We start from the raw sequence: 13,903 nt of genomic DNA, 5'->3' as shown, positions 1-13,903 counted from the left end.
CATGACTGAAAAGCACAACTTCATCCGCGTTCGCGGCGCCCGCGAGCACAATCTCAAGGGCGTGGACCTGGATATTCCGCGAGAACAGCTGGTGGTGATGACCGGCCTGTCGGGCTCGGGCAAATCCTCTCTGGCGTTCGACACCATCTATGCCGAGGGCCAGCGTCGCTATGTCGAGAGCCTGTCGGCCTATGCGCGCCAGTTTCTGGAGCTGATGGGCAAGCCGGACGTGGACCTGATCGAGGGTCTGTCCCCGGCCATCTCCATCGAACAGAAGACCACGTCGAAGAACCCGCGCTCGACCGTCGGCACGGTGACCGAGATTCACGACTATATGCGTCTGCTTTGGGCGCGCGTGGGCATCCCCTATTCGCCCGCCACCGGCCTGCCGATCGAGAGCCAGACCATCAGCCAGATGGTCGACAAGCTGACCGCCCTGCCGGACGGAGAGCGCATCCTGCTGCTGGCCCCCGTCGTGCGCGGCCGCAAGGGCGAATACAAGAAAGAGATCGCTGAGTGGCAGCGTCAGGGCTTCCAGCGCCTGAAGATCGACGGACAATTCTACCCCATCGACGAAGCGCCGACGCTGGACAAGAAGTTCAAGCACGACATCGACATCGTCGTGGACCGGATCGTCACCAAGCCGGATCAGGAAGGCCGCTACGCCGACAGCCTGCAAACCGCTCTGAGCCTGGCGGACGGCGTCGCCAACGCCGAGTGGGCGTCCACGAACGAGGGCGAAACCGCGCCCCAAACCATCCTGTTCTCGGAACGGTTCGCCTGTCCGGTGTCCGGCTTCACGATCTCCGAGATCGAGCCCCGCCTGTTCTCGTTCAACAACCCCTTCGGCGCCTGTCCGGTGTGCGACGGGCTGGGCGTGAAACTGGCCTTCGACGCCGATCTGGTCATCCCGGACCGCGACAAGACCCTGCACGCCGGGGCCGTCGCACCTTGGGCGCGCGGGCCTTCGCCCCTCTACACCCAGACGCTGCAGTCGCTGTCGCTGCACTATGGCTTCTCGATGGATGTGGCGTGGCGCGAACTTCCGGCCCAGGCGCACAAGGCGATCCTGTACGGAACCGGCTCTGAGAAGATCAAATTCACCTACGACGACAACGCCCGCAAATATGAGGTGTCCAAACCGTTCGAGGGCGTCCTGCCCAACCTTGAACGCCGCTGGCGTGAGACGGACAGCGCCTGGGTGCGCGAGGAACTGGGTCGCTACCAGTCCGAAACCCCATGCGACGCCTGCCACGGCAAGCGGCTGAAGCCTGAAGCCCTGGCGGTCAAGGTTGGGGGCGAGGACATCGCCGACATCTCCATGCTTTCGATCTCCAAGGCCTATCTGTGGTTCTCGACCATCGAAGAAAGCCTGACGGACAAACAGGCCGAGATCGCCCGGCGGATTCTGAAGGAGATTTGCGACCGGCTGCGGTTCCTGAACAATGTCGGCCTGGACTATCTGAATATGTCGCGCTCATCCGGCACCCTGTCGGGCGGCGAGAGCCAGCGCATCCGCCTGGCGTCCCAGATCGGCTCGGGCCTGACCGGCGTTCTGTACGTGCTGGACGAACCGTCCATCGGTCTGCACCAGCGCGACAACACACGCCTGTTGGAAAGCCTGAAGGGTCTGCGCGATCTGGGCAATTCGGTGCTGGTGGTCGAACACGACGAAGAGGCCATCCTGACCGCCGACTACGTCATCGACATGGGGCCGGCCGCGGGCGTTCACGGCGGCACGGTCTGCGCCGAGGGCACCCCGGCCGAGGTCATGGCCAACCCTAACTCCCTGACCGGCAAATATCTGACCGGCGAACGGGAAATCGAAATCCCCGCCGATGGCCGACGCCCGATCAACCGCAAGCGGATGCTGAAGATCAGCGGCGCGACCGGCAACAATCTGAAGAATGTCACCGGCGAAATCCCGGTCGGCGTCTTCACCTGCATCACCGGCGTCTCGGGCGGCGGCAAGTCGACCTTCACCATCGAGACCCTGTACAAGGCCGCCGCGCGTCGCCTGAACAATGCGTCCGAAGCCCCCGCCCCCTTCGACCGGATCGAGGGGCTGGAGCATTTCGACAAGGTCATCGACATCGACCAGTCGCCCATCGGCCGCACCCCGCGCTCTAACCCCGCCACCTACACCGGCGCCTTCGGGCCGATCCGCGACTGGTATGCGGGCCTGCCGGAATCCAAGGCGCGCGGCTATGGGCCGGGCCGGTTCAGCTTTAACGTCAAGGGCGGGCGCTGCGAGGCGTGTCAGGGCGATGGCGTCATCAAGATCGAGATGCACTTCCTGCCCGACGTCTACGTCACCTGCGACGTCTGCAAGGGCAAACGCTACAATCGCGAAACGCTGGAGATCGTGTTCAAGGGCAAGTCCATCAGCGACGTGCTGGACATGACGGTCGAAGAGGCGGCCAGCTTCTTCAAGGCCGTGCCGCCGATCCGCGACAAGATGCTGACGCTGGAGCGGGTGGGTCTGGGCTACGTCAAGGTCGGCCAGCCCGCCACCACCCTGTCGGGCGGCGAGGCCCAGCGGGTCAAACTGTCCAAGGAGCTGTCGAAACGCGCCACGGGCCGCACCCTGTATATCCTCGACGAGCCGACCACCGGCCTGCATTTCGAAGACACCCGCAAACTGCTCGAGGTGCTTCAGGAACTGGTCGAGGCGGGCAACACCATCGTGGTGATCGAGCACAATCTCGATGTCATCAAGGTCGCCGACTATCTGCTGGACTTCGGCCCGGAAGGCGGCGACGGCGGCGGCGAGATCGTCGCGGTCGGCACGCCCGAACAGGTCGCCGACAACACCGCCAGCTGGACCGGCAAATACCTCAAGGAAGTGCTGGATCGGCACGAAGAGCGCCGCAAGGCCCGCGTCGCGGCTCTGGGCGGCGACGCCAAGCCGGCGCGTAGGAAGGCCAAGGCGTCAGCCTGACGGGATCAGACGGTCCTCCTCGCTTTTGCGGCGAGTAGGACAGGTCGAGGCTCAACGGCCCTTCAACGCCCGAATGTCCTGCCAAGCCGCCGAAAACGGCGCGTATAGGACAGCCAACTGTAATGCCGACAGGAAGGCGTTGACGATCGAGGACAGCAGCAGCGCGGGCCAGGCGTTGGCCAGGACCTGGGCCAATCCCATGTCCGCATAACGCGACAGGCTCTGCACGCCCCCGGTCACCAGATCAGCCGCCGCTCCGATGATCATACCCAGGATGCTGACGATCAGGGACATGATGACGGCGATCACCGCCATGCCCAGCAGCGGCCAAAAATGCCCCTTGGTGGCCGAGAAGGATTCCAGGATCACGACCTTGCGGCGATCCACCGTCATCGGCACGGCCAAGCTGAACTTGACCGCCAGCCAGACAACCAGGGCGAAGGCGGCGAAGATCAGCAGCACACCGGGCAGGATCAGCAGCGGCTGACCCGAGGCGGCGCCGACACCGATCGCGGCGCCGACCACCGTCATGGCCACGGCGGACGACAAGCCGACGATCAGGGTGGTGGCGAGAGTGACGACGAGGACCCGCACTTCATCCATGCCGAGCCGCAGATAGCCCCAGCGCGACTCCTGCGGTCGCAGGACCGAGCGCGCCACAGCCGCGCTCAGAACCGTTCCGATGGCGATGCCAAGGGGCGCGGCCAGGAAGAAGGCGCTGGAGTAGAGGGGCACCAGGGCCTGGAAGTCGGCGATGGACGGATTGGCCGACTGTTCCAGCGCCTCGCCCGCCGCCATCAGGTTCGCCCATTTGTCCGCACCGAATCCGAACATGACGACGTACAGCAGCAGATAGGTCAGGCCCCAGACCAGGGCGACGATCGGATGACGGCGAACGACCCGGAACCCTTCGAAGGCCGCGTCGGTGGCGGAAAAACTCATGACAACTCCGGGTGCAGATTCGCCGTCACCCTAACGCATCCGCGAACCGGCGTCCCCTGGTGTGCGGGCACTGGCCCGCCTCACCGTCCCGACTGAATGGTCCAGTCCGCGATCTGGGTGTTTATGTCGCGCGTGGCGGTGTCGAAAGCCGCGACGATGGCGGAGACGCGGTTCTCTCCAGCCGGCTGGGTCACGGTGAAGACCCGCTCGACCGCACGCCCCTGCTCGGGCCGGATGGCTGTGCCGCTCGCCTGACGCTCAGGCGTCGAGCGCAACTGAGCACGGGCGGTGATCACCACATCCGGCGCGGCGCCCGGCGCGGCGTAGCGCGCCTCGAACGTCGTGACCGTAACCTGAAGCACCAACGGCGGCGTGCCCGGCTCGCGCCGACCCAGCACGCGGATGCGGTCCGCGCGGTTGGCGAAGGCGGCCTTCAGGCTGTCGTCGAACAGGGTGGAAGCGGGCGAGACCCACCGCGCGCCGCCGATATAGGCGGTCTCCAATCCCGTGACGCCCAGGATGCGGTCGTCGCCAGCCGCCTCCGGGAACTCGATTCGACGAATGGAGACGGTCAGGGGCGCAGGGGCGTCGCCGATGGCGGACGGCGCCTCCATCGGCAGGCCGAAGCGGTAGTTCTGCACCGGGTCAGGCGTGCGCAGCAGAGAACACCCGCCCAGCGCCGACAGGACGGCGACGCCCGCCGCGAGACGTAGGCCGGAACGAACGACGGGAAGGTTGATCACGGCTGAACCTCCAGCTCTTTGGATTGGGGACGCCCGATGAAGTCGCGCGGGCTGGCGCGAACCTGATCGATCAGGGACTGCAGCGACCGGGTGGCGTCCTGCAACTCTTCGATCGTACCGGTCAGTTGCGGCAGGCTGGACGTCGCGAAGTCGCCCAAGGGCCGTTCCAGACCGCTGATCGAACGGTTGGCCGAGGCGATGGCCGTACGGGCCTCCGCCGTGGCGGCGTTGATGTTGGCGATGGCCTGACGACCGTCGGTGTTGATGATCTGGCGGGTGTCGACGGCCAGGGCCTGATATTCCTTCACGGCAGCGTTGGCGTTGGTCACGGCCTCTTCCAACTGTTGGAAGATGGCCTTGCGCGCTTCAAGCTCGGTCGTCAGGGCCTCGACGTTCTTTACGCTGGTCGAGAAGCTGCGGATGTTGTCGTCGGACATGACGCGGTTGATCCGGTTCAAAGCGTCCACCGTCTGGGCCAGCACGGTGCCCGATCCGCTGAGCAGTTCGGCGATGGGCGACGGCCGGCTCTGCAGCACAGGCACCACATTGTCGGGATATTGGTCTCTCAGCAACGCGCTATTGGGCGAGCCGGCGGTGATCTGGATGTAGTTCAGGCCGGTGATGCCCTGCGGTTCCAGCTGGGCGCGCGACGTGACGCGGACCGGCGTCGTGCCGTCCACGCGGACGCGGGCGATGACCTGATCGCCGCGTTTGGTGTCGATATTCAGATCGGTCACCTCACCGACGCGAATGCCGTTGAAATGGACCTCTCCACCCTCCGACAGCCCTTTCACCGGTCCATAGAAGACGATGTCGTACAGGTCGTAGTCGCGGTTGAACTGCAGCCGGGCCAGCCAGATGGTGAACACCGCCAGCGCCGCCAGAAGGCAGACGGTGGCGATCCCAACGGCGGCGTAATGTGCGTCTCGTTCCATGCTCGGCTCTCCTCAGGCCGCCGTCTTGGTGGCTGCGCGACCGCGCGGCCCCAGGAAGTATTCCTTGATCCACGGATGGTCGGAGTGTTCCAGCTCCTGCACCGTGGCCTTTTCGACCACCCGCTTGTCCGCCAGGACCGCGACCTTGTCGCAGATGGCGTAGAGGGTATCGAGATCGTGGGTGATCATGAAGACCGACAGGCCCAGGTCGTCGGCCAGCTGACGGATCAGATCGTCGAAGGCCGCCGCCCCGATCGGGTCCAGGCCGGCGGTCGGCTCGTCCAGGAAGACAAGTTCAGGGTCCAGCGCCAAGGCGCGGGCCAGACCGGCGCGCTTCTTCATGCCGCCCGACAGTTCGGCGGGCTTCAGATAGTGGTGCTCGGGCTTCAGACCGACCATGGCGATCTTCAGCTCGGCCAGTTCGTAGATCACCGACTTGGGCAGTTTGGTGTGTTCGACCAAGGGCGAGGCGACGTTCTCCAACACCGTCAACGAAGAGAATAGTGCGCCCTGCTGGAACAGAATGCCGGTGCGGCGTTCGATATCGGCCGACTGCGCGTCTGTCAGGCTGGCACGGTCGTAGCCCAACACCTTGACCGAGCCGCCTTCGGGTTCCTTCAGGCCGATGATGGTGTTCAACAAGACCGTCTTGCCCGCACCCGACCCGCCGACCACGCCCATGACCTCGCCGCGTTGCAGGTCGAGGTCCAGGTTCTCATGGATGGTGCGCTCGCCGAATTGGCTCAGCAGGCCGCGAACCTCGATCAGGTTTTCCGGTTCGGATTTTGCAGTCGTGCTGTCGGTCATATGTTCAGCTCAAGGAAGATCAGAGCAAACACGGCGTCCAGCAGGATGATGGCGAAGATGGCCTGAACCACGGCCGCCGTCACGCGGCGTCCCAGGCTTTCGACATCGCCAGCGACAGACATGCCTTGGCGGCAACCGATGGCTGCGATGACCAGGGCGAAGACCGGCGCCTTCACCAGACCCACCATCATGTGTTGGGCCATGCTGCCGTCCTCGACCAGACGCTGGAAGAAGAAGGACGGGCCCAGGCTCAGGGAGCTCCAACACACGACCAGGCCGCCGACAAGCCCGCCGATCATGCCCATGAACGTCAGCAGGGGCAGCATCAGCACCAGGGCGGCCACGCGCGGCACTACCAGGGCCTGGAACGGATTGACGCCCATGACCTGCATGGCGTCGACCTCCTGGTTCATCCGCATGGAGCCGATCTCGGCGGCGAAGGCGGAGGAGGAGCGGCCGGCCAACAACACCGAGGCGATCACCACGGCGAACTCGCGGAACATGGCCACGCCGATCAGCTGCACCGCAAAGACCTGGGCCCCGAAATCGGTCAGCAGATCGACGCCGATGAAGGCCACCACCGCCCCGATGAAGAAGTTGGTGATCATGACGATGGGAATGGCGTCCAGGCCGGCCCGCTCGGCCTGGCTGACCCAGGCGGGCCAGCGGATGCCGCCGGGACGTCGCACAGCCTCGACCACCGCCGCCATCAGGCGACCCAGGAAAGTCAGGGACAGCATGGCCTCGCCGCCGAAGTCATAGACCCCGCGACCGATCTTGGCGAAGGTTCGCACGAAGGCGCTGGGCCGTTTCGGCGCCGGGGCGCTCTTGCGCTCCAGCAACTCGATCATGTGATAGATGCGACCGGCCTCGGGCCGATCCTTCCACTGGCTCTTGGACAGCCGCCCGCTGGAGGCCTGGACCAGGGCCAGCGCGCCGGCGGTGTCGAACCGGCCCAAATCGGACGTGTCGATGCTGGCGATCTCGCGCCCTTCCAGGTCGCGGCTCAGCTCCGTCGGCAAGCGGCCGAGCGCCGTTGTGGTCCAGTCGCCGGTCAGACGCAGCCTTGCCGCGCCATCCGTCTCCACAATCTCGTATTGCGCCTGGTTCATCGGACCTCGAACGACAGGTCGGACATCGCGATCATCCCCTGGCAGCCCTTCTGGGCAGCCGAAATCCCTGCCGCGCTAATAGTCAAGGCGGCATCCGATGTCAACGCGCGATGACATTCACGCGGATGATTGTCGCTGAACCGTGTCGCGGCCGCCTCCCCCAGGATCGTTTCGCCAAACAGTCACGCTGGCGTGGATGCCAAACGCGGCCGAACGGGATTCGTTCTCTGCTTCAGTCCATACGCGCGCGAACGGCGATCAGATCATCGATGAACAGCCGACGCGCCTCGGCCTTCGCCGCCACATCGGGCAGGCGGAGCAGATACGAGGGATGGACGGTCAGCAGGGCGGTTTCGCCGTCCGGCAGCGCCAAGGGGGCGCCCCGTTCGCTCATGACCGCCGGCTTTCGACCGAGCACCGCCAGCCCCGCCGTGGCCCCCAACGCCAGAATAACCTCTGGCTTGATCAGCCTGCGCTCGGCGTCCAGCCACCAGCGGCAGGCCTGAACCTCCCCGGCGTTGGGCGTCTTGTGCAGACGGCGCTTGCCGCGCGGCTCGTGTTTGAAGTGTTTCACCGCGTTGGTGACATAGACATCGGATCGGTCGATCCCTGCTTCCTCCAGGGCGATGTCCAGCACCTCGCCCGCCGGTCCGACGAAGGGGCGGCCGGCCAGATCCTCCTGATCGCCCGGCTGTTCTCCGACGATCATCAGCCGCGCCGTCTTGGGGCCCTCGCCGCACACCCCCTGGGTCGCATCGCGATACAAGGCACAACGGCGGCAGGCCTGAACCCCCTCGGCCACCTCGGCCAAGGTGCTGGGAACCGCCTCGGCGTCGGGTCGCGCGGCGTGTAGATCGGGCGCGAGAGCGCGGGCGAAGCGGGGGTTCGGAGACGGGGCGGGCGTGGCGACCATGACTTCGGTTCGAACCGACGAGGCGGCGACCAGTTCCGGGATCAGCGCGGCCTCCGGCAGGTTCTTCCAATAGCCCTTGGCCATCTCGCCCTGCATGGTCTTCACCTTCAGTCGGGCCGGATTGAAGGTCGAGGCATAGTAGGTCTTCCAGAAGTCCTCGATCTCATCCTCGGCCGGGGCCATGTCGCGCGTCGCGGGCGGGCCGAACCGCAGGCGCTCGCCATCCCAAAAGGCCGAACCGTCCGGCGTCAGGATCGACCAGCGCATGGTCGTGAACCGCCGCTGGAAGAAGGGGGCGGTTCTCTCCAGCACGCGATGCGGCGGCTCGAACCAGGCCACCCAGGCCTCGCCCCGATCGTCATGCACCTGCCGAAAGCGCACGAAGGCCTTCATCTTGTGCGAGGCGCGGCTGACGTTCTTTGCCCGCTCCAGCGCATCGGCCAAGTCGCGGTCGGAGATCACCCGGATGAGATCGGGGTCGTCCTTCAGCCGCCACAGCAGCCGATACATCAGATCGAACCGATCCTCGGAGCGGTGCAGGATGACGCTTTCCGCCAGTTCGACAAAGGCCTTTGGGACAGTGAACTCGGCCTCAACCGGCGCGCCTATGACATCCGAGCCTGACGCGATGTCGAACAAACCGCCCTGGCCGGCGCCGCCCGCGACCGCGAAACGCGCCGCAGCCGGCTCCACGCCTGCCAGCCGAAACGCCCTCGCGGCCTTCCGCCAGCCGTCGAAGTCCGTCTCATCGTTCAGGACCGCGACCGGCATCAGAACAGGCTCAACTGTTCCGGCGCGCGGCCGCCCACCTGCGTCTTTAAGTCGGCGGCGTCTGTCAGGGCGCCGGGCGTCCAGTCCAGCGCCGTGATGAAGGGCCGCACCTTGGCGACCGAGCGCGTCAGCCGCCCCACATCCTCCAACCGCAGCGTTCGATAGCGTCTGACCGACACGATCCGATCCACCGCCTTCACACCCAGTCCCGGCACGCGCAGCAGCATTTCACGCGGCGCGCGGTTCACATCGACGGGGAACTGCTCACGCTTGTTCAGCGCCCAGGCCAGCTTGGGATCGATGGCGAGATCAAGCATGCCGCCCGCCGCCCCCTCACCGATCTCCGGAGCCGAAAAGCCGTAAAACCGCATCAGCCAGTCGGCCTGATACAGCCGATGCTCGCGCATCAGCGGCGGCTTTGACAAAGGCAGGATTGCGCTGGAATCCGGGATGGGGCTGAAGGCGGAATAATAGACCCGGCGCAGGCCATATCCGCCATAGAGCGAGGCGCTGCGATCGAGGATTTCCGTATCCGGCGCGCCGTCCGCACCAATGATCAGCTGAGTGCTCTGGCCGCCGGGCGCAAATTTGGGCGGCTTGACCTTGTCGCGCCTGCCCGGTTTAGCCGCCTCGACGCCCAGCCGCACCTGCCCCATCGCCTTCTTGATGACCCCGACATCCTTCTGCGGCGCCAGTCGGGCCAGCGCCTCATCGCGCGGCAATTCGATATTGGCCGACAGCCTGTCTGCGTAGAGGCCCGCCATCTCGACCAATCGCGGGTCTGCCTCGGGGATCAGTTTCAGATGGATGTAGCCCCGGAAATCGTGGACTTCTCGCAGCGTCTTGGCCACCAGAACCAGTTGTTCCATCGTATAGTCGCTGTTGCGGATCACGCCCGACGACAGGAACAGACCTTCGATATAGTTGCGCTTGTAGAAGTTCAGCGTCAGGTCGACCACTTCGTCCACATCGAACCGCGCCCGCTCCACATTCGACGACGCGCGATTGATGCAATAGGCGCAGTCGTAGATGCAGAAGTTGGTCAGCAGTATCTTTAACAGACTGATGCACCGCCCGTCCGGCGTATAGGCGTGGCAGATGCCCATGCCTTCGGTCGAACCGATCCCCTTGCCCCCGACCGAGTTTCGCTTCGACGTACCGGACGACGAACACGAGGCGTCATACTTCGCCGCATCGGCCAAAACCGACAGTTTTCGACGAAGATCGAGACGCGCCATAGTTCATGCTATGTTCTTATGTCCCATCAAGTCCAGCGTAGCCGTTTCTTTTTAGTTTCATAAGGTTCAGCGCAGGAGGTCGAGCAGCGAGGTGTTCCGCAGCGTATTGATGACCTGAGCCGACGCCTGGATCGCGACCTGCGCCTGCTGCAGGTCGGTGATTGCGCGGGCGGGATCGTAGGCCGTCTTGTCCTTCATCATCTTCTGCAGCGCGGTCTTCTGCCCCTGCTGGCCGTCGAGCGTGGCTTCCACATGGTTTTGCATCAGCCCGTTCTTGGCAGTCTGGTTGGTCAGATCGACGTTGGCCTTGTCCAATTCACCAAGCTGCGCCTTCAGGAAGGCGGTGACGTCGGCGCTGGGCTGGCCGGTCAGCGTGCCTGCACCGGTCGGCGTATAGGTCACGCCGTTCACCGTGACCGCCGCGCCGTTCTGGAAGGTCTGGATGTTGCGGAACACCTCGGTCAGGGGACCGCCGATCTCGCTGGCCAGAAAGCTGGTCTCCAACGTCGTCTTTTCGTCGATGCGCGACCTTTGCTTCAGGGTGTCGTTTGCGAAGGTCGAGGCGGTCGAGGTCGCCGTCGCCAGATCGGCCATGGTGACGGCGGTCGCCGGCGCGACATCGCCCTGGCCGCCCGCAAACAGATACGATCCCTGATATCGGGCGTTCAATCCGCCCTGAACGGTCTGATATTGCAGGCCCAGTTCGGTCATCAGATTGGTGATGTCGCCCGCCGCCAGGCTGTTGGCGATGGCTTCGCGCGCGCCGGTTCCGCCCTCGTAGATGCTGCCCATGGCCAGATCCTGCGCGCTCAGCCGTGCAGCGACCGTCTCGCCGGTGCTTATGAAGCCGTCTAGTCGCGCCTGGGTCGAGGTCAGGCTTGTCAACTGTTCGGCGCCCCGGCCATAGCCGGCCATGTCGGTGGCGATCTTTTCGCTGTCTATCCGCTCCTGCCCCTGCTGCGCGCGGCTTTGCGCGGTCATCAGGCTGAGCAGGGCCGACTGGAAGTTGCCGTTGGTGGAGACGCGGGTCATCGCAGAATTCCGATCAGGACGTCATACATGTCCTTGCTCGCCTGGATCAGGCGGGCCGAGGCGTTATAGGCTTGCTGGAACGTAGTCATATTGACCAGTTCTTCGTCCATATTGACGCCCTGAGCCGAGGCGCGGCGGCTGTCCGCCTCCTTGGACAGGGCGGCGGCCGTCTCGCTGCGGGTCTTGGCGGCCGAGGCCTTGCCGCCGATGTCGCCGGCGAAATCCGCCGCATAGGCCGACAGGGTCTTGGTTCCGCCCAGGCTGCCGCCCGCCGCCCCGAAGGCGACGCTGCGCTTTCCGACGTCGCCCAGGGCCAGACCGCCGCGACCGTCGCTCTTGCTCAGCGCCGGCGTGCCCGTGGCGGCCGACAGGTTCAGCTGCGCCAGCGCCAGCTTGCCGGGATCCTGCTGGATGTCGCTGCGAACGCTGTAGGCGCCGGCCCGCGTTGCGCCCGTGGCGCCCAGGCCGAACAGCTGGGACATGGACACGCCGGAGGGCGTCTGCGTCGTGCCGTCCGTGACGATGCTCATCGTCGTGGTGGCGGGATCATACGCCTTGAACGCCAGCTTGCCCGCCGCATCCAGGCTGAAGGCGCCGTATCGGCCGACGCCGGTGATGGGATCGTTCAATGCGCCCAGCAGTTCGCCCATCGTGCCGGCGCCTGCCGGGACGGCCACGGTGACGTCACGCTGGCGTGCGCCGGATTCGCCGGCGAAGCGGAAGGTCAGGCTCTCGCCCGCGTCGAAACCATGCTGTGATGACAGGGCCAGGCCCGTCTCGTAGAAGGTTGGGGTTGTGGTCGACACCAGGTCGTTCAGACCGAACCAGTGGGAGAAGCCGCGCCCGCCCTTGCTGCTGGGCGACGTCGCATCGTCGGCGATGGCCACGCCGTTTGCGCCCGCGCCGTCCAGCTGCAACCGACCGTCGGCGAAGCTGGCCGTGACGGTCCCGCCCATCTGGGCGTTCAACACGCTCAGGAAGGTGGAAGGATCGGCGGCAGCGCCGTTGATCGTCATCGTCGCGCCCGAAAAGACGATCTGGGCCGAGGCCTGGACTACGCCGGCGGCGTTGACGGCCGTGATGGTGGTCGCGCCCGCAAAGCCGGTCAGCGCGTTCTGCAGCGACTGCCCCGTGTTGCGGCCGGTCAGTGTGGTCGGCGCAGGCAGGCTGCTGCTGGCGTTGTGGGCGCGGTTCAGTTCATCCGCCAGCTTGGCCGTCAGTTCCCCCAGACGCGCGGCGGCGGCCGGCGCATCCACGTCGCGCATCTCGATCAGCCCACGAATCTGGCCCGACGACACGCCGTCCAGCAACGGCCAGCGGGTGCCGCTGGGTTCGGTGATCATGATGTCGGAAAAGGCCGTGGTCGCATCGACCGTCCCGGCTGTCTGATAGGACACGGTCGCATGGCCTTCGCCCACCAGGGTCGTGCCCGCATTGGTGCGCAGGGTCACGCCGCCGTTCGACCGGGGCTCGACCTTCACGTCCAGATATTTGGAGAGTTCGTTGATCAGGCCCAACTGAGCGTTCTGCGCACCCGTCACGTCCTGATTGGTGACCGACCCGCCGGCGATGGTCTTGTTCAGCTTGTCGATCTGCTCCAGCAGCGGATTGATCGTCTCGACCGCGCTTTGCAGCCGGCTATCCGCCTCCTGACGTGCGGACTGGATCTGGAAGGCGACGCCGGCCGCCTGATTGAACAACGACTGGGTCTTGTAGATCGTGTCCTGGCGTGCGGCCGACGACGTCGGCGTTTCGGCCAGCGCGGCGTAGGTGGCGAACAGCTTGTCGACCTGGGCGAAGAAGTTTGTGTCGCTGCTGGGATCGCCGAAGGGGTTCTGGATCTGAGCATATAGTTCGGCGCGCACGCCCTGACGCGCCGCGTCGGCGCCCGCGCTGAGCCCCGCAGCCTGGAGGAACCGATCAGTGGCCAGACGGACGCGCGTGATATCGACGCCGGAGCCGTATCCGTTGGTGACGGCGGCGGACTGATCGGCGACTTTGCGGACATAGCCGGGCGTGTCGACATTGGCGATATTGTCGGCGGTGACTCGCAACTGCGACTGGGCGGTCTTCATGCCCGAGGTCGCGATGTTCATGATCGAGTTCAGCGACATGGACGCATCTCCCCCGCCCTACCCGGCAAGCCCTGCACGGCCACGCGCAGTTCTTGCCCAGCCACGCCCCATCGCCGCTCGACCAGAGCGTTGTTTTTCCAAGGGTTCGTGGATTGGCCATCCGTCATGATCGATCAGACGGGCAAACGTCGGGCCAGTAGCGGAGGAGATCATACAGTCGGCGACCGGCATCCGCGTTTCGTTCGCGACAGCCGGGCAAAAAGTGGCGATAGCGCGGCAATAATCGACCGTCGCCCAGCCAGGTGACGCACTGTAGTCGACTCTTCTCATTGTTTTATATGGATTATTTCTCTGGCCCGCGCCTTGCGTTCAAGCGGATCGAACCCTTGGCGCG

General features: G+C 65.3%; 10 protein-coding genes. 1 reads left to right on the top strand and 9 read right to left on the bottom strand.

The genetic code is table 11. From position 1 onward, the window contains the following. Nucleotide 1: 1 nt before the first annotated feature. A complete protein-coding gene (uvrA, locus tag KZX42_RS09550; RefSeq protein ID WP_248118973.1) occupies nucleotides 2-2,941 on the top strand; it encodes an excinuclease ABC subunit UvrA in 2,940 nt (979 codons plus the stop codon). Between the two features lie 51 nt (nucleotides 2,942-2,992). Here uvrA and KZX42_RS09545 read toward each other — a convergent pair whose 3' ends face one another. From KZX42_RS09545 to flgK, 9 genes are all read right to left on the bottom strand, one after another. Continuing rightward, the gene (locus KZX42_RS09545; RefSeq protein ID WP_248118972.1) at nucleotides 2,993-3,883 is read right to left on the bottom strand and encodes a hypothetical protein; all 891 of its coding nucleotides are present in this window, start codon (nucleotides 3,881-3,883) and stop codon (nucleotides 2,993-2,995) included. 80 nt (nucleotides 3,884-3,963) lie between these two features. Continuing rightward, on the bottom strand, nucleotides 3,964-4,626 hold the full coding sequence (locus tag KZX42_RS09540) for an ABC-type transport auxiliary lipoprotein family protein (protein ID WP_248118971.1): 663 nt from the start codon (nucleotides 4,624-4,626) through the stop codon (nucleotides 3,964-3,966). Further along, the gene (locus KZX42_RS09535) at nucleotides 4,623-5,561 is read right to left on the bottom strand and encodes an MlaD family protein (RefSeq protein WP_248118970.1); all 939 of its coding nucleotides are present in this window, start codon (nucleotides 5,559-5,561) and stop codon (nucleotides 4,623-4,625) included. Before KZX42_RS09535 ends, KZX42_RS09540 begins: the two co-directional genes overlap by 4 nt. A gap of 12 nt (nucleotides 5,562-5,573) precedes the next feature. After that, entirely contained in the window at nucleotides 5,574-6,368 is a 795-nt protein-coding gene (locus KZX42_RS09530; protein WP_248118969.1) for an ABC transporter ATP-binding protein, read from the bottom strand. Further along, nucleotides 6,365-7,480 (bottom strand): ABC transporter permease, encoded by a 1,116-nt coding sequence (locus tag KZX42_RS09525; RefSeq protein ID WP_248118968.1) that lies wholly within the window; start codon nucleotides 7,478-7,480, stop codon nucleotides 6,365-6,367. The genes KZX42_RS09530 and KZX42_RS09525 overlap by 4 nt, the downstream gene beginning before the upstream one ends. A 232-nt stretch (nucleotides 7,481-7,712) precedes the next feature. Continuing rightward, a complete protein-coding gene (locus KZX42_RS09520) occupies nucleotides 7,713-9,164 on the bottom strand; it encodes a UdgX family uracil-DNA binding protein (RefSeq protein WP_248118967.1) in 1,452 nt (483 codons plus the stop codon). Continuing rightward, a complete protein-coding gene (locus tag KZX42_RS09515) occupies nucleotides 9,164-10,402 on the bottom strand; it encodes a putative DNA modification/repair radical SAM protein (RefSeq protein ID WP_248118966.1) in 1,239 nt (412 codons plus the stop codon). Before KZX42_RS09515 ends, KZX42_RS09520 begins: the two co-directional genes overlap by 1 nt. A gap of 66 nt (nucleotides 10,403-10,468) precedes the next feature. Continuing rightward, nucleotides 10,469-11,434, bottom strand: coding sequence for a flagellin (locus KZX42_RS09510; protein WP_248118965.1), 966 nt, complete (start codon nucleotides 11,432-11,434; stop codon nucleotides 10,469-10,471). After that, the gene (flgK, locus tag KZX42_RS09505) at nucleotides 11,431-13,548 is read right to left on the bottom strand and encodes a flagellar hook-associated protein FlgK (RefSeq protein WP_248118964.1); all 2,118 of its coding nucleotides are present in this window, start codon (nucleotides 13,546-13,548) and stop codon (nucleotides 11,431-11,433) included. The genes KZX42_RS09510 and flgK overlap by 4 nt, the downstream gene beginning before the upstream one ends. Between the last annotated feature and the right edge of the window lie 355 nt (nucleotides 13,549-13,903).

This window comes from Brevundimonas sp. EYE_349 (assembly GCF_023147505.1).
Taxonomy (GTDB): Bacteria; Pseudomonadota; Alphaproteobacteria; order Caulobacterales; family Caulobacteraceae; genus Brevundimonas.
This window is presented reverse-complemented; position numbering and strand designations above follow the sequence as displayed.